Origin of the sequence: Marinimicrobium sp. UBA4509, assembly GCF_002388575.1 — a bacterium.
Classification (GTDB): domain Bacteria; phylum Pseudomonadota; class Gammaproteobacteria; order Pseudomonadales; family Cellvibrionaceae; genus Marinimicrobium; species Marinimicrobium koreense.
In genome coordinates, this window is sequence record NZ_DGMV01000051.1 from 135,499 (window position 1) to 157,014 (window position 21,516).

Below are 21,516 nucleotides of genomic sequence, written 5' to 3' on the forward strand. Positions count from 1 at the left end.
CGAGCCATTCCGGCGGCTGAATAGCCAGTCCCCGAAGGTTCACGCTGGGTAACGGCCGAACGCCATTATGCCCAAATAATCAATAATTCTGTTTTACGGCTTTCTTTCAGAATAAGCAAGCCCCAGCAAAAACGCCAGCGAAACCGGTTCGCTGGCGTTTTTGAAGACCCACAAGCCGCCAATGCCAGCGGCTCTTGAATCGATCGTCCTTTAAATCAGATTCTTACGCAGTACCGAGAGCATTTCCCGGGTCTTACGCGCCGACATCCGCTCCCCATAGGCGGTGCGCAATCGCACGTGATACAGGCCATCGGACTGCTCAGTAAAGATCAACAGGTGTCCCGGAGCCTTGGGAGCCCGCTCCCGGGCGGCTTCCGCCTGCGCGGGCATGGTCAACAGGTTGTCCGGCAAGACCTCCCGCAGATCGGCCAGGCTGTAAGGCGTTTCCGGCGGCTGGGGGTTCTCTTCCGCCCCGAACAGACGGGCCAACCAGCCCGGCGGGCTCTCCGGCGGTTCGCGATACCCCAGATAGAACACGCCCGAGGCCGGGTCACTGTCATAAATGGTAAAGCCTTCCTGTTCGGCCGAGTGGGTCAGGGTGGCCAACGCCCGGCTTCGGGCCAGCTCGAGCTCGAGCACCGGCTCGCTGTCAACGCTGGTGATGCGGGCTTTGACCGCACCACCGATATTCCGGGCAATCAGCGAGGTACCACCGGCCGCGCCGAGATCTTCGGCGGCCAGATTTGCGGCCAACTCATCAACCATCCAGGTTTCACGCTCCTTGCTGCTGGAGGCGGCCGGCCATTGGCTGAGCTGCGCCTGGGTGGCTTCATCGCGATCCAGGCTCATGTGCAGCACGTGAATCTCACTGGTGTCCGGCTGAACCCCGCGATCAATGCGGATACGATAGCGGTCGATACGATCCGGGTCATCTTTGAACGACAGCCAGCTGGTTTCCATCAACCCCAGGTCGGTATCCGTGGACGCCACCTGCAGGTTATTGTCGGCCAGGAAGGCCCGAATACGAGGCCAGAGTTCCGCCGGATCGACGTTGACCAGAATCCAGCGGTCGTCATCCAGCCGCTGGATTTTCACCCGCTCCACCAGCGCGGTGGCCGACAGGGCTTCCGGGCGCGGTGCCTCGAACGCTTCGGTGTCCTGAGCGTAGGCGACGTCTTCCTGGGTCAGCTCTGGCACTTCATACAGCTTCCCCACGGTCTCAGCGTTCAGATGATCGGGAACCTTCAGGGGATCCAGACTCGCGGCTTTAAGATAGTCATCCTCGCGGTTCCGGAAATAGCCCTCTTCTCCAAACAGGGCACTACAGCCGGACAGCGTGAAGCTGAGCCCGACCAACAACCAATACACAATGCGCATAAAATTCCAAACTCTCCAGTGAGTTGTGCGAACCTCTGTTATCTATTTCTGGCAACCACTCAGACCAGGCCCGCCTCCCGGAGCGCCTCGGTCACCTGCTCATGGAACCGCTCGGACAGTGGCGTCATGGGCAGACGGATGCCGGACTGAATCCGCCCCATCTGCATCAACGCCCACTTCACCGGAATCGGGTTGGCCTCCAGGAACATGGCCTGGTGCAGCGGCATCAGCCGTTCGTTCAGTGCCCGGGCTTCCTCCGCCCGGCCTTCAATCGCCAGCGCGCAGAGTTCCGCAATAGCCTGGGGTACGACATTCGCCGTAACGGAAATATCCCCTTTGCCACCCAAAATCATCAATTCCACGGCCGTCGCATCGTCCCCGGAGATGATAATGAAGTCCTCCGGCGACTGCTCTATCAGGGTTTTCGCCCGCACCATATCGCCCGTGGCTTCCTTGATGCCTTTGATATTGGAGATCGCGGCCAGTCGCAACACCGTCTCCGGCAACATGTCCACGCCGGTGCGGCCGGGCACATTGTAGAGGTACTGGGGAATATCCACCGCCTCGGCGATGGTTTTATGGAACAGGTACAGGCCTTCCTGGGTCGGCTTGTTGTAGTAGGGAGTCACCAGCAGGCAGGCATCGGCTCCGGCAGCTTTTGCGCCGTGGGTCAGCTCCAGCGCTTCTGTCAGGGAGTTGGCGCCAGTGCCGGCAATAACCGGAATACGCCCGGCCACCTGCTCCACCACGGCCTTGATGACCGCCAGGTGCTCGTCGATATCCAGCGTGGCCGACTCACCGGTGGTACCTACCGCCACCAGCGCATTGGTGCCCTGCTCCAAATGCCAGTCCACCAATTTGCGCAGGGCGGGCCAGTCCAGGGAATTGTCGGGGGTCATGGGAGTGACCAGGGCGACCATGCTGCCTTGTATCATGCGCGGGAGCTCCAATAGCTTGACTATAACGTGTAGGTTCTGACTTCATCGCCTGCCGAGGGTTCGCACGGCGCGCCGGTGACCGTGGCATGGGCGGGAAACACAAAGGCGCAATGGTACTGAGGGGCGCTCCACGACACAAGCGGCGCGCCCGGATTCCGGCCCTTTCCGGGGTTTATTTGCGGAAATCGAGCATCCGCTGGAGCGGAATCATGGCCTTGCGGGCCAATTCCGGGTCCACATGAATCTCGTTATCGTCCTGTTCGAAGACACTCGCCAGGTTTTCCAGCACGTTCATCGCCATCCAGGGGCAGTTCGCACAACTGCGACAGGTCGCGCCGCTGCCGGCAGTGGGCGCCACATGAAACGTCTTGTCCGGACACAGCTGCTGCATCTTGTAAAAAATGCCCTGGTCCGTCGCCACGATGAACTCCTGATTGGGCAGTTCCTGGGCAGCCTTGATCAGCTGCGAGGTGGAGCCCACCACATCGGCCAGCGCCACCACCGGCTCCGGCGACTCCGGGTGCACCAGCACCGCCGCCTCGGGATAGAGCGCCTTGAGGTCTTCCAGGCCACGGGCCTTGAACTCTTCATGCACAATGCAGGCACCGTCCCAGAGCAACACATCGGCCCCGGTCTCGCGCTGCACGTAATCGCCCAGATGCTTGTCCGGCGCCCAGAGAATCTTCTCGCCCTTCTGATCGAGATAGTCGACCACATCCTTCGCGATGCTGGAGGTCACCACCCAGTCAGCCCGGGCTTTTACCGCCGCAGAGGTATTGGCGTACACCACCACGGTGCGATCCGGGTGTTGATCACAGAATTCGGAAAACTGATCGGCGGGACAACCCAGATCCAGGGAGCAGGTGGCTTCCAGCGTGGGCATGAGCACACGCTTTTCCGGGGTGAGGATTTTGGCGGTCTCACCCATGAACTTCACTCCGGCCACAATCAGGGTCTGGGCGGGATGTTCTTTACCGAACCGGGCCATTTCCAGAGAATCCGCCACGCAGCCCCCGGTCTCTTCGGCGAGCGCCTGGATCATGGGGTCGGTGTAGTAGTGGGCCACCAGCACGGCGTTGTGTTTCTGTAACAACGCTTTAATACGCTCGCGGTATTCTGCTTCTTGTTCGGGGGTATACCGGGGGGCACTCCAGGCGCGGTCCAGGTGTTCCCGAACCAGTTCTTCCGGGGTTTTCCGGGCGGTTTCGGTCACGATTACATTGTCCGCGGTCATAGAATCACCTCACAAGTACCCCTGTAGCGGGTTGGGGCGACATAATACCACAGGGATGAAAAGTGCCCCAAAGCTACTTCTTTTGACACTCTTCCACTCTCTGCATTCCTTCTTGATCTGCTCTCACTTCGCATTAAAGTGCTACGGGTGTGTATACCATTGTGAGACACGCCGTAAACCCATCCCTGGGGGCTCATCACCCGCCGTCCAGGCGGGTGACGGTCTCACAATGGTATACACACCCTCCGCAGCAGTAAGCGGAACGCTGCTTGGAGATAGCACGCTCGCCTACATCTGATCTCGGAGAACACTGAAAAGGTGTTCATGCCTCGGAGGCCTGAGGTGAGGTATACCGTTTGTAGACTCTCGGAGGCATGGATGCCGACGAGAAGCCCCCATGGATGGGTTCACGGCGGGTCTACAAACGGTATACCTCACCTTAGGCCGGACGTAATACCGCCTATGCACTTGATCAAATATAGGTCTGGGAGAAAATGGTGGGTCGTGCTGGATTCGAACCAGCGACCAATTGGTTAAAAGCCAACTGCTCTACCAACTGAGCTAACGACCCAAAACTGGCGAGATGATGCCCGGCGGCATCCGGATTTTCGAAGATGGTGGGTCGTGCTGGATTCGAACCAGCGACCAATTGGTTAAAAGCCAACTGCTCTACCAACTGAGCTAACGACCCAAAGAGGCGCGTATGATAAAGATTCAGACAAAAAAAACAAGCGCTTTTGAAAGAAAAAGGCAAAAAAACGCCAAACAAACCAACAGCTTAACCCGGCCTCCCGGCTTAGCCTGCCCGGTAGCGGGTCGGATCCGGAACCCCGGCCTCTTCAAATCCGGCGCGCCGCAACCGGCAACTGTCGCAGCGGCCGCAGGCTTCGCCGGCCTCGTTGGCCTGATAACAGGACACCGTCAGCGCGTAATCCACGCCCAACGACTGGCCCTGGCGGATGATCTCGCCCTTTGACCAGCGCATCAACGGCGCCCGGATATGCAACTTCTGCCCTTCTACGCCGGACTTGGTAGCCAGGTTCGCCATGGTTTCGTAGGCCGCCACATACTCCGGTCGGCAGTCCGGGTAACCCGAATAATCCACCGCATTGACGCCAATAAAAATGTCATTGGCGCCCAGCACCTCGGCCCAGCCGAGCGCAATGGACAGGAAAATGGTGTTGCGTGCCGGCACGTAGGTGACCGGAATGCCCTCGCCTTCGGTTTCCGGTACTGCGATGGAGTCATCGGTCAGCGCGGAGCCACCGATGCTCTGCAGATCCAGTTTCACGACCTTATGCTCAATCGCGCCCCCGGCTCGCGCCGTGAGCTCAGCCGCGTGCAACTCGGCCCGGTGACGCTGGCCATAGTCGAAGCTGATGGTGTAACAGTCGTAGCCCTCGCTGCGGGCGATGGCCAGAGCCGTGGTGGAGTCGAGACCACCGGAGACCAGAATGACCGCTTTCGGGTTCGCCATGATGGCTGCTCCTCAATCAGTACCCCGGGGCGTCGCCCCAGAGCAGCTTGTGAATCTGGATCTGGAAGCGCACCGGCAGGTTGTCCTCGACAATCCAGTCGGCCAACTGGCGCGGTTCGAGCTGCCCGAAGCTCGGGGAGAACAGGACATCATCGACCCGCTCGGCCAGGCGGTACTCATCCAACTTGAACTTGGCCCATTCATAATCGCCCCGGCTGCACAGCACGAACTTCACCTGGTCGTGGGGCTGCAGCAGGGGGATGTTTTCCCAGCGGTTTTTGTCGAGTTCCCCGGAGTCCGGCGTTTTCAGGTCCATCACCCGACTGACCCGGGTGTCCACCTCATCCAGGGGCATGGCGCCACTGGTTTCCAGGGATACCGAGTAACCGGCATCACACAGCTGTGTGAGCAGCGGGAGGCAGTTCGGCTGGGCCAGAGGTTCGCCGCCGGTCACACAGATGTATTGGGGCTGATAGCCGGCCACCTGCTCCAGGATACTCGCCAGCGTCATACGCTCGCCGCCGTGAAAGGCGTACTCGGAATCGCAGTAATGACAGCGCAGGGGGCAACCGGTCAGGCGCACAAACACCGTCGGGCGCCCCAAGGTCCGGGCCTCGCCCTGCAGGGAGTAAAAGATTTCGGTAATACGGAGACTGTCGTCGGTCATGAACTTCCGGGCCGGTGGCGCTGACGGGGGCTTTAACAGCGGGCAGTTTACCCAAAGGCCGCAGCAGATGCGAGCCCGCCGGGTTTGCCGCCCCGGCGGCAGGCTGGTATTCTTGTTGATTGGCCCGATTTTCCTGCCGCGAGTGTTATGAAACCCACCAAGACCAAACGTGAAATCCGCGCCGAGCTCGACCAACAGCTGGAAGAGTATTTGCGCTCCGGCGGCAAGGTGAAGGAAGTACCCCGCGGCCTGAGTGGTCGCATCGACCCCAAGGGGCCTCTTACCCCCCTGTTCACGCCCCGCGCCAGCGAAACCCCCCTCGCCGGACGGACCCCCATGACCGAAGTGGTCGCCCGGGTGGAATCCCGCAAGCACCCCATCCCCGCGCCCAAGCGCCCCAAACCCAAGCGCCCCCGGAAGAAAATGATTCTGGATGATTTCGGGCAGCCGGTTCGCTGGGAATGGGTCGAAGAGTAGCCACTACCGCTACACGCCCCCAAAACAAGGCTGAAAGACAGTCGAATCAGCCGAGCGCCCGCACCAACATTGAGACCAGCTCAGTCTGCTTTCGATAGCCATTCTTGGCCAGCAGACTCTTGATATGCTGGCGGGCGGTATGAATGGATATATGTCGCTCCTCGGCAATATCGTTAGTGCTGAGCCCCCTCATCAAACCGCCGGCGACCGCAGCCTCTGCCGGTGAACATTGAAACAGAGACTGTAACTTGTCGAGGTCGGGGGACAGAGTGGTGTCGAAACTGAACAGCTCTGCCAGCACACCATTGTTTTCCGGGTGTTCGGTGACCAGAGGTGTCAGACAGACGGACACACGCGCTTGGCCGTTTTGGATAAACAGAGTCTGCGACTCCAGAACGCCTTTATGGGAGAGCACAATACATGTGGTTATGGCGTCATGCAGCTTACGGGTCATGCGTCTGTCACGACTATGCAGCCGCCGGTCCTCACCAACAAACAGATTACCTGTGCTGTCCAGCAAGGCTCTGGCGGCGTTGTTGGCTTCGGCCACATTACCCAAGGCATTGAATACCATCAGAGGCTTATGCACATGGTTGAGCGCCATGGCCAGGTTCTCGTTATCGCTGCTGGATTGATACAGTTTCAAGTGAAGGGCAACGGCATTTTCGATGTGCGGTGCCAACAGATTCATTTGCAACAGCTCACTGTCGGTGTAGGGACCGTGGTCTTGATGGCGGTTGGCCATGAACACCACATTGACGCCATCTTCCCGGGTCACCAACATACCCGTGCTATCACCCATGCCTACCGATTCGGCCCAGGCTCGGCTTTCCGGCCCCAGAATATCAAGGATGGTACGACTGACATCGCCCCTTAAAAATGAATCGAACTGGCGTGGCGGCAACTGAACATAGCGCGTCAGCGCTTCATCCCGCTCGGGCAGGTCACTGTTGATGTACCACTCCTCAAACCCATCCGGGTAACCAAAGGTCCAGCCGTACAAGATGCGTTGCGGGTTGGCAGTGACACCCAGAATGCCACCTTGCAGCGCCTTGAAATGCTTCTGGAAAGCATCAAAAAAATGCTGAAAACCGGCGTTATTGTGCAGGCTGCGATAGAGCGTGCTGACCAGCTCGTTATAAGCATGGAGCTCCTCGCCTTTCAAGGCAGGAAAGGGCAAGCTGGCCTGCTGATCAGTCTGAGGGTTTGCGGGAGAGAAGTGATCGTTCAAGGAAAAGGCTCCTTAACCGGCATGACACCGGGCACCAGGGACCGCCTGTTGCGATAACTTCCGGGCACGCAAAAACTGGCGAGATTATTATTGAACCCAAATCTGGGCTTTATTTTCCAATGAGGGAATAACCAAAATATAACCAAATCGTCTTAAAAAAGAAAGCTGAGTGCCAGCAGTCGCACCATATCTGCGGGAAATGCCTAAACCCTCGCGTCCCACTTCCCACCTTGCGGTTTTCAGGTCCCACTTTACGCCCATCTCTTGTCACTCTGACCATCTGCCATAACAATTGCCCGACGGAAACCGATCCGGTCATGCCATAACAAGAGAGATACCGAATGAATACAAAAATGCTTCTGCTGCTGAGCGGCCTTTTGGCGTTAAGCGCCTGCGGTCCAACCGACACGGCCGAGCAGCCATCCACCGACTCCCAGGCCGTTCCGGCGACCCTCAAGCAGGACGACAATGGCCACTACTCGATTTATCGGGAAGGCGATCCCTACTTCATCAGAGGCGCGGGCGGCACCAGTCGCCTGGAGCAACTGGCCGAGGCGGGCGCGAACTCGGTGCGCACCTGGGACACCGATAACGCCGAACGCATTCTCGACGAAGCCCAGGCGCACGGCCTGACGGTCATGCTGGGGCTGCGCATGGGCAAAGAGCGCCACGGCTTTGATTACAGTGACGAAGAGGCGGTAAAAGCACAGAAAGCGCAAATCCGGGAGCAGGTACTGCGCTACAAAGACCATCCCGCCCTGCTCACCTGGGGCATCGGCAACGAGCTGGACCTGTTCTACACCGACACCAACGTCTGGTACGCGGTGGAAGACATCGCCCGGATGATTCGGGAGCTTGACCCGCACCACCTGATCACCACCGTGACCGCCGGCATTGATCAGGAAAAGTCCGACCTGATCCAGGAGCGGGTGCCCAGCATTGATTACCTGAGCATAAACACCTACGGCGAACTCGACACCCTACCCCAGAAGGTGCGGGACGTCGGCTGGCCAGGCGCCTACGCCGTCACCGAATGGGGCCCAACCGGGCACTGGGAAATTGCCAACACCGCCTGGGGTGTCCCCATCGAGCAGACCAGCACCGAAAAAGCCGCCGCCTACCGACAGCGCTATGAATCCGCCATCCTCGCCGACGAGGAAAAAGGGCTGGGTTCCTACGCCTTCCTGTGGGGGCAAAAACAGGAAACCACACCCACCTGGTACGGCCTGTTCCTGGAATCCGGCCACGCCACCGAAGTGGTCGACACCATGCACCACCTGTGGAGCGGCGAATGGCCCGAACACCGCGCGCCGAGCATCCAATCCTTCCGGATCGACGATCAGACGGCCTATGACAGCATTTATCTTCAGCCGGGCGAAACCTACGAGGTCACCCTGAGCGTGACGCATCCGGACAACGAGCCTTTCAACATTCGTTGGGAGTTCCTGCCGGAGAGCACCGACATCAAATCCGGCGGCGACCGGGAGGACCGGCCGGAGAGCGTTCCGGGCCTGATCGTGGAAGACCAGGGCAACGGCACCATGCGCTTCACCGCTCCGGACGCAACTGGTCCCTACCGGCTGTTTGCCTATGTGACCACGGAGCACAACCGGGCCGCCGCCGCCAACGTGCCCTTCTTTGTCGGTAGCGCCGAAGACCACGAGTAACAGACGTTACAGAAGGGTCAATAGGCAGGTATCCGTCCCCGGGCCGGATACCTGCCTACCTTAACAGCGCCGCCAGCACCCGACTGATCAACTCTCCCTGTCGCGAACAACCCGTTTTCTGGAAAATATGCTTGAGATGAGAGCGCACGGTTTCAACACTGCGCCCAAGCTCATCGGCTATTGCCTGCACTTCACGCCCCGCCACCAACCTCTCGCAAACCTGAGCCTCCGCACTGCTCAGATCAAAGTAGCTGGCGATGTGTACCGCGCGGGGAAGAGGCCTGCTATCCGGCTCATAGACCGTTACCAGAGCCCCACCGGCCAATAGCTCGCCACTCTCAATGGGACGTATCACAAAAATCAAAGGGCTTCGCCCCGCCCGTTTGAGAAACAGCGTCTCACTACAATAGTCTTCCTTGCCCATGCTGGATCGGACGACCATCGCCGATGCCCGGAAGAAGGCTCGGTGTACATCCTGTTCGGCAAAGTTAAAACGTTGGTCGCGCACCACCAGGCACCGCTCGCGGTCTATCAGGTCTTTGGCCGCTTTATTGGAGTGCAGCACTGTCGCCAGGCTATCCAGCAAAAAGGTGGCATCCGGAAGAACGTCAATCACCGCGGCCAGAGTGGCATCATCCTGAGTGCGTGCTTCCAGTTGCCGATACAACTGAACCGCCTGCCGGATATGCGGCACCAACCGATCGAGTGAGTCGAGCTCAGACTGCTGATAAGGCCCTTGGGCCACGGTTCGTTGAATGGTCAGTACAATACTATGGGTAGGGGTAGTGTCGACCACCAGCCAGGCCGAGTCGAGCATATCCTGATCATTTTCCCACCGGGAATAATCCTGGTCGGGCCGGAAGTCCGGCAACAGGGGCAAAGCGGACTGAAATAGGCCCGGGGACTGTTTGACCGCCTGATTGGTCACCACATCCTGAGCAATCATGTTGTTTTCCAGATACCAGTCCAGAAACTCCCGGGTCAGGCCGTGATACCAAAGGTGCTCCATACGCAACGGCTGACGCTGAATCACCAGCAACTGCGCCGCACAACCGCCAATGGCGAGAGTCAGCTTTTCGAGAAAAGCATGAAAACCTTCCCGGTCAGTAAGAGAATGATAAAGCGCCTGCAACAGTTCAGGCTCATTTTGCAGCATCACTGCCATGTTATTTACCCTGAAATCACATTTTTATTATTGAACTTGATCCTGACAAACGCTCATCTTACCTTTTTTTCGTCGATCATTGGCTACCAGCTGTGCCACGCTTGCTGGCAATAAACAGCCCCACCCCGCCCAGGATGGCGATAGAGCACACGGCCAACCTCAGCGTCACCGGCTCCGATAAAACGATCACGCCGCCGACCGCCGCCAAAGCGGGGACACTCAACTGGATCGTGGCCGCCGTCGTGGCCCTTAGATGGGGCAGTGCCATATACCAGATCGCATACCCCAGGCCGGAGGCCAACGCGCCCGACGCCACCGCGTAAAGCGCCCCAAGGGGCGCGATCTCCACGCTTGAGTAAAACAACACACTCAATACCACGGCCATCGGCACCGCACGAATGAAGTTTCCCGCCGTTTCATGGGTGGGATCACCGAGGCCGCGCCCGCGCAGGGAGTACACACCCCAGGCAACACCAGCCCCGAGCATCAATAGCGCCCCAGACAGCGGCGGCGCTTCCACCCCCGGCAGCAACAGTGCCGCCAGACCAGCCACCGCCGCCAGAACACCGAGGATCTGACGGCCATTAAGGCGCTCGCCGGACCACACCCCGACACCAATCATGGTCGCCTGAACCGCACCGAACAACACTAACGCGCCCGTGGCGGCGGACAGATCAAGGTAGGCAAATGAAAAGCCCGCCGCATAGGCAAACAGCGCAAACGCCGACAGCCAGCTTCCCCCAACTGCACGTGGCTTACGCCGATAGCTCACCAGGGCAGCAAGGATGGCCGCCCCCGATACAAGGCGTATGGTTGTGAAACTGGCCGCATCGATTTCGCCAGCGGCCAGGGCAACCCGGCAGAGCAGCGAATTGCCCGCGAAGGCCACCATGGCGAGCAGGGAAATGAAGAAAAGTCGAGTGTTGGGCATAGAGCACGCTTACCGGCAGTCAATCTGTGTCGATCAAGGTTACCACCAAAACGTTGCAGCACCTCGCATAAGGGGCGGGCTTGGAGCGTCAACCGCCACCCCGTCTGGATTGACGCAACTGCCATGTGTACCTATACTAAAAAATATACACATTGTGGAGATTAAAATCATGCGAACCAATATTGAAATTGACGACAAACTGATGAGCGATGCGCTTAAAGTCACGGGCTTGAAAACCAAGAAAGAGGCCGTAGAGCAAGGACTTAAGGCCTTGATTAAACTGAAAAAACAGGAAGGCATCAAGCGCTTCAGAGGCAAGCTGGAATGGTCGGGCGATCTGGACGACATGAGGCACGCTTCGTGATCCTTGTGGATTCCAGCGTCTGGATTGACTACTTCATCGGTAACGACTCCGCAGAAGCCGATTTTCTCGACCGCACGTTGGGCAATCGTGCCGTTGCCATCGGCGACTTGATTCTCACGGAAATACTTCAAGGGTTTCGGCACGAAAAGGACTATAAGGTTGCCAAGAAGCTGTTGGAGGAACTTACGGTATTTGATCTTCTCGGAAAAAAGATGGCGATAAAGAGTGCGGATAATTTCCGAAAGCTCCGCAAGAAAGGTATAACGATACGGAAAACCGCGGACGTCATCATTGCGTCGTACTGTATTGAGCACAACCTCCCTTTATTGTTCTCAGATAAGGATTTCCTACCCTTCGTAGAGCACCTGGGATTGCGCAACGCGGCATACACATGACGATTGCAGCTTGCGCGCCCATGGAATTGGGGGGAGGAGCTCCCCGGCGGCCACCCGCCGCGTACTGAAGCGCTCGTTAAATGGCCCTCGGCACACGATCCGAATTAGCCACTGTTTGATTGAGTTTCCGGAGCTTGTTGAGAGAGACTTGAAACTGGCCATTACTCGGTAACCGTTTACCTTTGAACTGCTCCCAAACAAGGGCTCCTGGCCCGTTATAGATTTCTTCGAATGTACCGTCACGCAAGATCTTGATGATGATTGCATGCTGCGGCTGGCTCCGGAATGCAACAGTGTTAGATTGCGTAGCTTTAATCTCAACTTTCACGCCGGTATCGGTGACCGCGTCATAGCCTTCGTTGGACGCTGTCTTCAGCTCAAGATTGTATGCATCGGCCACGAGGCATTCACCCAAACTACCAACCATGTGACCATCGGGGGTAAAATGCCTACCCGGGAACATGGCCTCCAACTCATTAACCGTGGCGTAGAGCTGAGTGACCAAGCTCCGGAATTTATCGTGATCGATCATAGACATTTAACGTCTACCATAAACGGCCGAGTGAAACGAGGTCCGGCGACCGCAGGGAGCGGATTTAATGGCTTTTCTACACGTTGACTTTATACTTGAGGTCATTTGCCTCATCCCCTGTCATACCGCGAAATCCCCATTGATGGGGCTGCTGCTCCTTGATCGTAATTTCAACATCAACAGGCGCCAAGGATAGCTGTGATTCGAGCTCTAAAAACAGCGCCTTGATAAGAGCCTTTTGAGTTTCCGGTTTCCGGCCGGACATCATGTTGATTTCAATGACTGTATAGGCTTCGCTTCTGCCACCAGGGTAATAGAAATCCTCTCGTTCCAGGGGCACAAACCTATGCGCACGCTTATCTTCCGGCATACCCAGAACGGACTTCATGCAGCCATGAATGACATCCGACATCTTGGCCTTTATTGGGTTTAGCTGATCCTTGATACCATAAACAATAATCATGCTATCTCCTTAATACCTGCAACGCAGTTATAACCAGCGCAGTGGACCTGAACCAATTTCACATTCAAAGTGTCCGTCAAAGCGGTGCAGGTTCAGAGCGTCCCACCGTCGAAGGCGGTGATTGGTGCGCTTGGTTATACGCCTTCATTGAACTTCTTCACCAGTAGCTCTAGCGGCATATCGCCTAGCGCTGCAATCCTCTCGTCATACATATACCAAGTGGACAAGTCCTTCGCCGTAGAACCTCTGAACAGTACAACGGCTCCAGTACGGTCATCGTGTTGATGTCTCGGATAGTAATCTGCGCTAGGCCAGGAATCCCCACTTTCATAGTAAATCTCAACGTCAGGGGTTCTTTTGTGGATAGCCTCTACTATCGCGAGTCTTTGGCCTTCTTCTCCATCTGAGTACCTAATAACTGCAATTGCTGAGGCTTCTTGGATCTTTTCCTCGTCGCTTAACGAATTCCAATCACTATAGTCGTGAACGACTTTTGGGGCATCAGAACCATTCATCGATTTTAGGTAAACAGCCAGCGCTATCCCGAAGACGACCAAAGCGGTTGAAAGGCCGGCGCCAAACACTAGACCTCTAATAAACGTTTTTAGCAACTATGCACCTCCTCAAGTAAACGCGGAGCGCAGCGGCGACCCGCCAGAGACGTCCGGCGGCCTACGGTCGAAAACTGACGCGAATGGCTATGATGGCCAACGCAAACCGTGACGGCCAAATCCATTTTTAATTTTTTTGTATAATTGGAGCTCGCTCATGCTCCAGAGGCGCACAGCTTCAACATGCAACTGTTTCTTTGGCAGTGAATTTAATACCTGACACATCAGAATTATGATATTTCCCGAGTTCTGCTGAATCCAACTGACACTGTCCTTGTATCGATCCACTAGCGTTTGGATACTTCCGATATCATCTTGCTTCCCTACTTTCCAACCGCCTTCTCCTACCTGCGTAAGCCAATGTAGAGAGGGTTCTGCTGGGTGCACTACTTGGCACAATTCCGAGTATAGATCCCTAACTGGATAATTCGGGTGATCGATTGCTGCTACATATTTCGCTGCAGTTTCAGCCTTGTGAGCTGGAGGGACAGCCTCTTCTCTCCCAACCTTACGAGCGTGATGGAAATGGATGAGAGCGTTCTCCAGCTCAGTGCTTTGAAATAGCGAATTGTTGAGCTTCCCATTCAGCGCCTCAATGATGCTCGCTGCGGAATCAGCAATTGTTAGTGAAACAGGCTGAAGAGAATACTTGGTGTCTGCGGCAGACTCGAGAAAACCTCGCAAGGCTGCACAGAATGCTAGGTAATTTGGCTGCAACGTGGCATGGACAACGCACGCATCAAACCAGCGAAGATGACGGATTGAGTTAGCAACCGCAGCCCAATGAACCCGATATAGAACTTCTTCCCAATAGATCTTATTCCTCTGGCTTAGCGGGAGAGCCTTATACTGCTCTATATCCATAAAGAAGTATGAGACTCCAGCAGCTTCGCTGACAATATCCCTCAGAATTTTGGGATAAACATCACCTGCCTTTCCGAACAGGTGGGGAGTTACCGTCACAAACTAGCCCTCATAACGCCGCGCTCTGCAGAATTTTCTTCCAACAGCAGCGCTTTGTTAGCCTTCAACATCGGAAAATTCGAATCTACAAAGCCAATCGATACGGTCTTTGAGTCGGTCTAGGTTTACACCATGACCCACCCCTGCCGGCCTGTTAACAACATTTAAAACTGTCTCAGAGTATTGTCTTTCATTGTATCCCAGTTCGTCATTATGAAGTATTTCTTTGTGTCTCAGAATTATCGGCGATTCGGCATTTTTAAATTGATCGCTCTTAGCGGCTATTAGAAGACCTTCGACTAACGCGCATTCAAAACTCTCACCCCTATTTCTCTCTGGCACGACTTCATAAAGGTAATTGATTAGCTCCAACTCACCCCCCTCTCCTGAGACATATTGCTGATATGCGTCTGACTTGAAATGCTTTGAAATGAGCAAGAAAACCAACAATGCAGGGAAAAGATATTCGGTTTCCTTAGCGGTTCTAATTGCAATATTGATACTTGCAAGGAATTGTTCGATTTCTCTCAATGACAGTCGAAGGTTAGTTGCTAGCATTGAAAATACATTTTTTAGATGGTCTTCGTCGTGCCGTAGCTCCCCGTATTTCTTCCTTGGTTGAAAAAATTTGTCTAGTTGTAGCGCAGAAAACAGCGAATCAATATAGCTAGCCTTGTCAGGCTCTTTCAGTTGATACTCAAAATCAATGAAACGGCGAAGGTATCCAACTGAATCGATTCCGCTTCCATAGACGGCTTCAATCGAATGACCTAGCTGCTCTTTGTCGAGTGCTAACACAAAGATCAAACCTTCTGTGTTGAACAAATGCTTGATTCTTTCCAGCAACTCAATTGCATAGTTTGGCCTACATCGATCCAGTTCATCGACAAATATTACGAGCGGCTTACCATCGGATGATTTCTCAATAAAGTTAGTCAAGGCGGCATGGAACTCGTATATTGCTTGTTTTTGTTGTAGGTAGTTGTCGAGTGCATCACCAGCCAATGACCCGGCTGCTTTCATCATCTCATCTTCAATTAATTTATCAGCATCAACTATTCCCGCAGTGCCAATTCGAACCAATGCGGGAACTCCTCGTTTTGCAATTTGTTTTCCGGCAGCTTTGGTTTTCTCCCATGCCTCGTTTGCTTTTTCATTGGCACCAATGAGAGCCTTTAGCCCCTCATTCATCTCACCTAAGAAAGAGACCAGTGGATCATCCGAAAAATCGGTCTCCCAAGCATTGAAGTATAGAGAAGGACAAGTATCCTCCTTAAGGTGGTTCTCCCACAGTCGAATAAAAGTTGTCTTCCCCGTCCCCCATCGCGAATCAATTGCTATCACGGCTGGGGAGTTTACGTTTGATACTAGTAAGGACAGATTAACTATTTCTTCCTTTCTACCCAAAAGATCATATTTGAAAGGATCGCTTGGCTCAATTCGTATTGGGTTTAGTTTTAACTTCAAAACACTCATCCCTTTGTGAGGTTAACGCCGGTAACACCGGAGTATTTTTGAGAAGGCAGCGCCGGAACAAAAATACTTCCGGTGATTACCTTTGTTAGCGTTCGCCCGTTTCATTTACTGATTCTATAATCTCTTTGATACGCAAAGCGCGTTCGAAGTACGACTTGAAAGCCCGATGTAACCGTCCTGCCCACACCTCACTTTCCGCCATCTCTAAGAATGTCATGAGCTTTGGCCCCAGCGGATCATCTTGATAGTGAAAAATAGCGTTTCGAAATCGCCTCAACCCATTGACCATTTGATCATTAGAAAGAAGTTCATCTATCTGTGAATCTTCAATTTTCAACTCTCTGTAGCCCTCAACCACCACATAAAGCAAAGAGTACCAAGTGGCGATCCTTAGGAATGCTGAATGCATTTCGGCTTGAGCTACTAGCTCTTCCGGACAGCCATCTGGTAAGCCCGTAGCCACAGGAGGGCCAACGACCACTTTGACAGAATCGGCCGTACACCAATGTTTGTGAAGAGCAACAAGTTCTTTCATATTTCGCTAACATTTTAACATTGAGCCAGCACGCTTCCCGGTCAAAGCCGCTAACTCATTGATATTAGTGAATTGTCTGAAACTTTAGCACAGATCGGCCAGACGGAAAGCGTGCCGGCTCGGTTTTGTCCCCGGTGTCGCCTGTTATCTACCGACTTAATATCAGTAACTCATTGATTTAATTTGTTTTTTTTATTTTCGTCGGTGAGAAAGCGTGCACTGTAAAGACGTGGCGAACGCCAATTTTCAGAGTACTCGCCAATATACTGTATAAGTCGATCATTTTTTGATCAACAAATAGTCTTGGGAATTACTTCGAGTTTTCGGCTAGAGGGGCATCAGAAAACCCGGCGCCCGAAGGCGCCGGAAGACGATGGGGATCAGGTGAGTTCGTATCGGTCCATAATATCCCGGACCAGCCCGCTGCGCACAATGTCGGCTCGTTCGAATTGGTGGATATACACATTGGGTAGATCGCCGAGCCGGTTCACGGCATCCGCCAGGCCGTTGTGTCCGCGAATATCGCTTTGTTCGATATCCCCGTTGATGACCACTTTACAGCCTTCGCCGATGCGGGTCAGGAACATCTTCATCTGTGCGGGTGAGGTGTTCTGGGCTTCATCGAGAATGACGAAGGTCCGGTTGTTGAAGGTTTTACCGCGCATAAACGCCAGGGGCGCGGCGACGATTCGACCGTGGCGCAGGCAGTAGTCTACGGTACCGGCGCCGAGTCGTTCGGCGAGGATTTCACGAAACGCGTCGATGTAAACCGAGAACTTTTCATCCAGGGCGCCGGGCAGGAAGCCCAGTTGTTCCCCCGCTTCCACGGCGGGCCGCGTGAGGATGATCCGCTCAATTCGCCCGGACTCCAGCGCTTCGGCGGCAATGGCACCGGCGCAGTAGCTCTTGCCCGTACCGGCAGGGCCGATACCGAAGGTCAGATGGTAGCGCTGGATAGCGTCGATGTAGTCTTGCTGGGCGGTGGTGTAGGCGGTGAGGGGTTTGTTGGCGCGGGGTGGAGCGTAAGCGGTCTGCAGTTGTCGGGAGGCATTGATTTCGACGATGTTGCCGTTGGGGGGTGCCCGGTGTCGGCCGCGGTCGTCTTGGTGGAACCGCTCTTCAGCGGCGTGGTTCTGATGTCTTTTGCGCTTCGCGTGAGATCGTTTCGCCATGGATAAATCCCCATCAGGTTCCAGGTGAACAGGGACAACTCGGGCTGGCAACGCTACGGATGGCCAAGGCCCCGGCCCTGTAAGACTCAAAAGGTAACGCGATTTTCGGGGTGACAGAGGCGCCCCGACATGTTCTGTTGGCAGGCTCCTCCTCTTGGCAGGTGGGTGACAAACGCACTGGTGAATCAGCGCTTACCAAAAATAGTAGGTGCTTTTTATCGAAGGGTCAATGCTTTTGATGCAGCGAACCGGAAAAGACAAAGCGGGAGGGGGATTTTGCCGGGCGCGTCGGGCGCCCGGCAAAAGGGTTTTACATGGATGACACGATGGAGATCATAACGCCCGCGGCCACGGCGGAACCGATCACCCCGGCGACGTTCGGCCCCATGGCGTGCATGAGCAGGTAGTTGTGAGGATCGGACTCGAGCCCGATTTTGTTGGACACCCGCGCAGCCATGGGCACGGCGGATACACCGGCGGAACCGATCAGCGGGTTGATCTTGTGGCGGACAAACAGGTTCATGAACTTGGCCACCAGAACCCCCATTGCCGTACCAATGGCAAAGGCAACGATACCCAGCAGCAGGATGCCCAGCGTTTTGGTATCCAGGAAGGCGGAAGCGGCCAGTTTGGAGCCCACGGCCAGGCCCAGGAAAATGGTGGTGATGTTGATCAGGGCATTCTGGGCGGTATCGCTCAGACGCTCCACCACGCCACATTCGCGCATCAGGTTACCGAAGCAGAACATACCCAGCAGCGGTGCGGCCGAGGGCAGGAACAGCGCCACAAGAATCAGCAGAATCACCGGGAAGGCAATCTTTTCCAGGCGGCTGACCGGACGCAGTTGTTCCATTTTGATCTGCCGCTCGGACTCGGTGGTCAGCGCGCGCATGATCGGCGGCTGGATCAGGGGCACAAGCGCCATATAAGAGTAGGCCGCAACGGCGATGGCACCCAGCAGGTCTGGCGCCAGAATGCTGGACACGTAGATGGCGGTCGGACCGTCCGCACCACCGATGATCCCGATGGCAGCGGCATCGGCAATGGAGAAGTCCATCAGGCCTGTAACAGACAGGCCAACCGCCCCCATTACGGTCGCAAAAATACCGAACTGGGCGGCCGCGCCGAGAAACAGGGTTTTCGGATTGGCGAGCAACGGACCGAAATCGGTCATGGCACCCACACCCATGAAAATGACCAGCGGCGCAACGCCGGAACCGATAGCCACTTGATAGAAGTTGTAGATCATGCCATTGGTGTAGCCGTAGTCCAAGGCCACCTTGTGTGCGGCCGCCAGCTCAGAGGCCGAAGCGGTTTTGTACAGCGCCATCAGCTCTTCCGCCGAAGTGCTGGCGGCAACGCCGAAGACTTCGGCAAGATCCGCGAGCACTTTCACGCCGCCCACATCAATGGCCTGCTGGGTCGCGGACATGGCGAGCCCCGCACCGGGGATGTTGGCCATGATGCAGCCAAAGCCGATCGGCACCAGCAGCAGCGGCTCAAATCCTTTGCGGATGGCCAGGAACAGCAGCAAAAGCCCCACCAGAATCATGGTGAAGGTGCCCCACTCCATCTGGTTGATGCCCGATTCCTGCCACAATCGAATAAAATTCTGCATAAAACGTTCTCAACAGTGTTGCTGGAAGTAGTGGTCCAGGCGGTTCGCGATTACGCCAGATCCAGAAGCGGATCGCCGGATGTCACCGCGTCTCCGGCCTGCACATGCACGCTGGTCACGGTACCGGCACGGGGCGCGGCCACTTCGGATTCCATTTTCATGGCTTCCAGAATCAGCAGGGTATCGCCCTCTTCCACCTGGTCACCGGGCTTGACCATGAGTTTCACGATGTTGCCGCCCAGCGGAGCGGGAACCGGCTCACCTTCGCCGGCGGGTGCGGCTTCTGCACCACCGCTGGAGGCACTGCCGCCCACCGGGGCCAGGCCTGTCACATCACCACCGTCGCTGACGGTCACAGTGTATTTCTGGCCTTCCACGTCGACGGTGTACACCTCTTCACCACTGTCGGTGGTCACCGCACTGCCCTCTTTACCGGTCGGTGCCGGTTCAAAGGCGTCGGGTTTGCCACGGTTCTCCAGGAATTTCAGACCAACCTGAGGGAACAGGGCATAAGTGAGCACATCGTCAATGCGGCCTTCGCCCTCGGTGAGGCTGATGCCTTTTTCTTTGGCCACTTCTTCAAGCTCTTTGGCCAGGCGATCCATTTCCGGCTCCAGCTTATCCGCCGGGCGACAGGTGATCGGCTCACCACCGTCGAGGACGCGCTGTTGCAGCTCTTTGTTGACGTCCGCCGGCGTAGCGCCGTACTCGCCTTTGAGCACACCTTCGGTTTCTTTGGTGATGGTTTTGTAGCGCTCACCGGTGAGCACGTTCATCACCGCCTGGGTGCCGACAATCTGTGAGGTCGGGGTCACCAGCGGGATGTAGCCGAGGTCCTTGCGCACGCGGGGAATTTCTTCCAGCACCGCGTCGAATTTGTCTTCCGCGTTCTGCTCACGCAGCTGATTTTCCATGTTGGTCAGCATGCCGCCGGGCACCTGAGCAATCAGGATGCGCGAGTCGACGCCCTTGAGAGAGCCTTCGAACTTGGCGTATTTGCGGCGCACGTCGCGGAAGTAGGAGGCGATTTCTTCGAGCAGTTCCAGGTTCAGCCCGGTATCCCGATCGGTGCCTTCCAGGATCGACACCATGGTCTCGGTGGGGCTGTGACCGTAGGTCATGGACATGGAGGAAATGGCGGTATCGATATTGTCGATGCCCGCCTCCACGCACTTGAGGTTGGTGGCGTGGGCCAGGCCGGTGGTGGCGTGGCTCTGCATGTGAATCGGGATGGAACAGCTTTCTTTCAGGCGGGTCACCAGCTCGTACCCCACATAGGGCTTGAGCAGGCCGGCCATGTCTTTGATGGCAATGGAGTCAGCGCCCATGTCTTCAATGCGCTTGGCCAGATCCACCCACAACTCGATGTCGTGCACCGGGCTGATGGTGTAGGAGATGGTGCCCTGAGCGTGCTTGCCCTGCTTCTTGACCGCTTTCATGGCGGTTTCGATGTTGCGCATGTCGTTCATGGCATCGAACACGCGGAACACGTCCACGCCATTGGTGGCGGCGCGCTCGACAAACTTGTCCACTACGTCATCGGCGTAGTGGCGATAGCCGAGAATGTTCTGCCCGCGCAGCAACATCTGCATGCGGGTTTTGGGCATGGCCTTTTTGAGCTCGCGAATGCGCTCCCAGGGGTCTTCGCCCAGGTAGCGGATACAGGCGTCGAAAGTCGCTCCACCCCAGGTTTCCAGAGACCAGAAACCCACTTGATCCAGTTTCTCGGCAATGGGCAGCATGTCGTCGAGGCGCATCCGGGTGGCCAGCAGGGACTGATGGGCATCCCGCAGTACCAGCTCCGTAATGCCCAACGGCTTTTTAGCATCGCTCATGGCGTTGTACCTTTCTCACAGTTAGCGTTCGCGGAACCATCGGCTATCGGCGACGGGCGCGATGTTGCTCAATGGCGGCCTTGATTGCGGCCAGGGTTTTGTCATCGACCTTGCCCGCGGCGGGGCGGGCGGCGCTGGAGGGTTTGCGGCTGCGGGGCTCCAGAGGCGCTTGGGACTCGGGGAACCAACGGTTGATGCTGCCACTCATAAGCACCATGGCAATCACCAGCAGCGTCAAAAACACCACGACGGACCCCATGCCATACAGCATCAGGTCTACGCCTTGTTGCATCAGTGTGTCACTCATATCGGGCACCCTGTGTACGATAAGTCATTGGCTACAGCGGAACGTATCCGCGCGGGGCCACCTCGGTCCGGTGGAGCGAGG

General features: G+C 56.1%; 22 protein-coding genes and 2 tRNA genes. 4 read left to right on the top strand and 20 right to left on the bottom strand.

All coding sequences use genetic code 11. The features are described 5' to 3' along the window. Window positions 1-210: 210 nt before the first annotated feature. The 7 genes from bamC to queE all read right to left on the bottom strand — a co-directional run bounded on the left by bamC (window position 211) and on the right by queE (window position 5,693). Window positions 211-1,377, bottom strand: coding sequence for an outer membrane protein assembly factor BamC (gene bamC / locus B3520_RS09580; RefSeq protein WP_286804272.1), 1,167 nt, complete (start codon window positions 1,375-1,377; stop codon window positions 211-213). A 59-nt stretch (window positions 1,378-1,436) separates the two neighbouring features. Then, on the bottom strand, window positions 1,437-2,312 hold the full coding sequence (gene dapA, locus B3520_RS09585) for a 4-hydroxy-tetrahydrodipicolinate synthase (RefSeq protein ID WP_123636850.1): 876 nt from the start codon (window positions 2,310-2,312) through the stop codon (window positions 1,437-1,439). Window positions 2,313-2,487: 175 nt separating this feature from the next. After that, a complete protein-coding gene (gene nadA, locus B3520_RS09590) occupies window positions 2,488-3,549 on the bottom strand; it encodes a quinolinate synthase NadA (protein ID WP_123636849.1) in 1,062 nt (353 codons plus the stop codon). Window positions 3,550-4,044: 495 nt separating this feature from the next. After that, window positions 4,045-4,120: transfer RNA gene (locus B3520_RS09595), tRNA-Lys, on the bottom strand. A gap of 44 nt (window positions 4,121-4,164) precedes the next feature. Next, window positions 4,165-4,240 (bottom strand) — tRNA-Lys (locus tag B3520_RS09600). Window positions 4,241-4,345: 105 nt separating this feature from the next. After that, entirely contained in the window at window positions 4,346-5,026 is a 681-nt protein-coding gene (gene queC / locus B3520_RS09605) for a 7-cyano-7-deazaguanine synthase QueC (protein WP_286804271.1), read from the bottom strand. Window positions 5,027-5,042: 16 nt separating this feature from the next. Next, window positions 5,043-5,693: a 7-carboxy-7-deazaguanine synthase QueE gene (gene queE, locus B3520_RS09610; RefSeq protein WP_286804270.1), complete on the bottom strand. Its 651-nt coding sequence runs from the start codon at window positions 5,691-5,693 to the stop codon at window positions 5,043-5,045. 147 nt (window positions 5,694-5,840) lie between these two features. Between queE and B3520_RS09615 the strand changes: the two genes are divergently transcribed. Continuing rightward, complete coding sequence (locus B3520_RS09615; RefSeq protein WP_286804269.1) at window positions 5,841-6,170, top strand: hypothetical protein; 330 nt, start codon at window positions 5,841-5,843, stop codon at window positions 6,168-6,170. Between the two features lie 46 nt (window positions 6,171-6,216). Here the strand turns inward: B3520_RS09615 and B3520_RS09620 are convergent, their stop codons facing one another. After that, on the bottom strand, window positions 6,217-7,401 hold the full coding sequence (locus B3520_RS09620; RefSeq protein WP_286804268.1) for a helix-turn-helix transcriptional regulator: 1,185 nt from the start codon (window positions 7,399-7,401) through the stop codon (window positions 6,217-6,219). Window positions 7,402-7,742: 341 nt separating this feature from the next. Here B3520_RS09620 and B3520_RS09625 point away from each other — a divergent pair, with 341 nt between their 5' ends. Beyond that, window positions 7,743-9,068, top strand: coding sequence for a glycoside hydrolase family 2 TIM barrel-domain containing protein (locus B3520_RS09625; protein ID WP_286875930.1), 1,326 nt, complete (start codon window positions 7,743-7,745; stop codon window positions 9,066-9,068). A 55-nt stretch (window positions 9,069-9,123) separates the two neighbouring features. Here the strand turns inward: B3520_RS09625 and B3520_RS09630 are convergent, their stop codons facing one another. Both B3520_RS09630 and B3520_RS09635 read right to left on the bottom strand, forming a co-directional pair. Next, window positions 9,124-10,233 (bottom strand): helix-turn-helix transcriptional regulator, encoded by a 1,110-nt coding sequence (locus B3520_RS09630; RefSeq protein WP_286804265.1) that lies wholly within the window; start codon window positions 10,231-10,233, stop codon window positions 9,124-9,126. 76 nt (window positions 10,234-10,309) lie between these two features. After that, window positions 10,310-11,164, bottom strand: a complete 855-nt coding sequence (locus B3520_RS09635; protein WP_286875932.1) for a DMT family transporter — start codon at window positions 11,162-11,164, stop codon at window positions 10,310-10,312. A gap of 169 nt (window positions 11,165-11,333) precedes the next feature. On the opposite strand from B3520_RS09635, the gene B3520_RS09640 reads away from it, so the two are divergent. Together B3520_RS09640 and vapC are read left to right on the top strand one after the other, a co-directional pair. Next, window positions 11,334-11,528 carry a type II toxin-antitoxin system VapB family antitoxin gene (locus tag B3520_RS09640; protein WP_265367421.1) on the top strand — a complete coding sequence of 65 codons (195 nt, stop codon included), beginning with the start codon at window positions 11,334-11,336 and terminating at the stop codon, window positions 11,526-11,528. Beyond that, the gene (vapC, locus tag B3520_RS09645; protein WP_286804263.1) at window positions 11,525-11,923 is read left to right on the top strand and encodes a type II toxin-antitoxin system VapC family toxin; all 399 of its coding nucleotides are present in this window, start codon (window positions 11,525-11,527) and stop codon (window positions 11,921-11,923) included. Before B3520_RS09640 ends, vapC begins: the two co-directional genes overlap by 4 nt. A 76-nt stretch (window positions 11,924-11,999) precedes the next feature. Here the strand turns inward: vapC and B3520_RS09650 are convergent, their stop codons facing one another. From B3520_RS09650 to B3520_RS09695, 10 genes are all read right to left on the bottom strand, one after another. Continuing rightward, window positions 12,000-12,461 carry a DUF6998 domain-containing protein gene (locus B3520_RS09650; RefSeq protein WP_286804262.1) on the bottom strand — a complete coding sequence of 154 codons (462 nt, stop codon included), beginning with the start codon at window positions 12,459-12,461 and terminating at the stop codon, window positions 12,000-12,002. A gap of 70 nt (window positions 12,462-12,531) precedes the next feature. Next, window positions 12,532-12,918 carry a tautomerase family protein gene (locus B3520_RS09655; RefSeq protein WP_286804261.1) on the bottom strand — a complete coding sequence of 129 codons (387 nt, stop codon included), beginning with the start codon at window positions 12,916-12,918 and terminating at the stop codon, window positions 12,532-12,534. Window positions 12,919-13,052: 134 nt separating this feature from the next. Continuing rightward, window positions 13,053-13,529 (bottom strand): hypothetical protein, encoded by a 477-nt coding sequence (locus B3520_RS09660; protein WP_286804260.1) that lies wholly within the window; start codon window positions 13,527-13,529, stop codon window positions 13,053-13,055. Between the two features lie 87 nt (window positions 13,530-13,616). After that, window positions 13,617-14,492, bottom strand: coding sequence for a hypothetical protein (locus tag B3520_RS09665; RefSeq protein WP_286804259.1), 876 nt, complete (start codon window positions 14,490-14,492; stop codon window positions 13,617-13,619). 57 nt (window positions 14,493-14,549) lie between these two features. Continuing rightward, window positions 14,550-15,959: a KAP family P-loop NTPase fold protein gene (locus B3520_RS09670; RefSeq protein ID WP_286804258.1), complete on the bottom strand. Its 1,410-nt coding sequence runs from the start codon at window positions 15,957-15,959 to the stop codon at window positions 14,550-14,552. Between the two features lie 94 nt (window positions 15,960-16,053). After that, a complete protein-coding gene (locus B3520_RS09675; RefSeq protein ID WP_286804257.1) occupies window positions 16,054-16,503 on the bottom strand; it encodes a hypothetical protein in 450 nt (149 codons plus the stop codon). Window positions 16,504-16,883: 380 nt separating this feature from the next. Beyond that, entirely contained in the window at window positions 16,884-17,675 is a 792-nt protein-coding gene (locus tag B3520_RS09680; RefSeq protein ID WP_123636833.1) for a PhoH family protein, read from the bottom strand. Between the two features lie 310 nt (window positions 17,676-17,985). Then, window positions 17,986-19,293, bottom strand: coding sequence for a sodium ion-translocating decarboxylase subunit beta (locus B3520_RS09685; protein WP_286804256.1), 1,308 nt, complete (start codon window positions 19,291-19,293; stop codon window positions 17,986-17,988). A gap of 50 nt (window positions 19,294-19,343) precedes the next feature. Then, entirely contained in the window at window positions 19,344-21,128 is a 1,785-nt protein-coding gene (gene oadA, locus B3520_RS09690) for a sodium-extruding oxaloacetate decarboxylase subunit alpha (RefSeq protein WP_286804255.1), read from the bottom strand. 43 nt (window positions 21,129-21,171) lie between these two features. After that, on the bottom strand, window positions 21,172-21,435 hold the full coding sequence (locus B3520_RS09695; protein ID WP_286804254.1) for an OadG family protein: 264 nt from the start codon (window positions 21,433-21,435) through the stop codon (window positions 21,172-21,174). Between the last annotated feature and the right edge of the window lie 81 nt (window positions 21,436-21,516).

Excerpts from the sequence above, each read along its gene's own strand:
- B3520_RS09675 (WP_286804257.1), bottom strand. The coding sequence starts at position 16,503 with ATGAAAGAACTTGTTGCTCTTCACAAACATTGGTGTACGGCCGATTCT.
- B3520_RS09640 (WP_265367421.1), top strand. The coding sequence starts at position 11,334 with ATGCGAACCAATATTGAAATTGACGACAAACTGATGAGCGATGCGCTT.
- nadA (WP_123636849.1), bottom strand. The coding sequence starts at position 3,549 with ATGACCGCGGACAATGTAATCGTGACCGAAACCGCCCGGAAAACCCCG.
- B3520_RS09635 (WP_286875932.1), bottom strand. The coding sequence starts at position 11,164 with ATGCCCAACACTCGACTTTTCTTCATTTCCCTGCTCGCCATGGTGGCC.
- B3520_RS09615 (WP_286804269.1), top strand. The coding sequence starts at position 5,841 with ATGAAACCCACCAAGACCAAACGTGAAATCCGCGCCGAGCTCGACCAA.
- queE (WP_286804270.1), bottom strand. The coding sequence starts at position 5,693 with ATGACCGACGACAGTCTCCGTATTACCGAAATCTTTTACTCCCTGCAG.
- B3520_RS09685 (WP_286804256.1), bottom strand. The coding sequence starts at position 19,293 with ATGCAGAATTTTATTCGATTGTGGCAGGAATCGGGCATCAACCAGATG.
- dapA (WP_123636850.1), bottom strand. The coding sequence starts at position 2,312 with ATGATACAAGGCAGCATGGTCGCCCTGGTCACTCCCATGACCCCCGAC.
- B3520_RS09630 (WP_286804265.1), bottom strand. The coding sequence starts at position 10,233 with ATGGCAGTGATGCTGCAAAATGAGCCTGAACTGTTGCAGGCGCTTTAT.
- oadA (WP_286804255.1), bottom strand. The coding sequence starts at position 21,128 with ATGAGCGATGCTAAAAAGCCGTTGGGCATTACGGAGCTGGTACTGCGG.
- queC (WP_286804271.1), bottom strand. The coding sequence starts at position 5,026 with ATGGCGAACCCGAAAGCGGTCATTCTGGTCTCCGGTGGTCTCGACTCC.
- bamC (WP_286804272.1), bottom strand. The coding sequence starts at position 1,377 with ATGCGCATTGTGTATTGGTTGTTGGTCGGGCTCAGCTTCACGCTGTCC.
- B3520_RS09695 (WP_286804254.1), bottom strand. The coding sequence starts at position 21,435 with ATGAGTGACACACTGATGCAACAAGGCGTAGACCTGATGCTGTATGGC.
- B3520_RS09625 (WP_286875930.1), top strand. The coding sequence starts at position 7,743 with ATGAATACAAAAATGCTTCTGCTGCTGAGCGGCCTTTTGGCGTTAAGC.
- B3520_RS09655 (WP_286804261.1), bottom strand. The coding sequence starts at position 12,918 with ATGATTATTGTTTATGGTATCAAGGATCAGCTAAACCCAATAAAGGCC.
- B3520_RS09680 (WP_123636833.1), bottom strand. The coding sequence starts at position 17,675 with ATGGCGAAACGATCTCACGCGAAGCGCAAAAGACATCAGAACCACGCC.
- B3520_RS09650 (WP_286804262.1), bottom strand. The coding sequence starts at position 12,461 with ATGTCTATGATCGATCACGATAAATTCCGGAGCTTGGTCACTCAGCTC.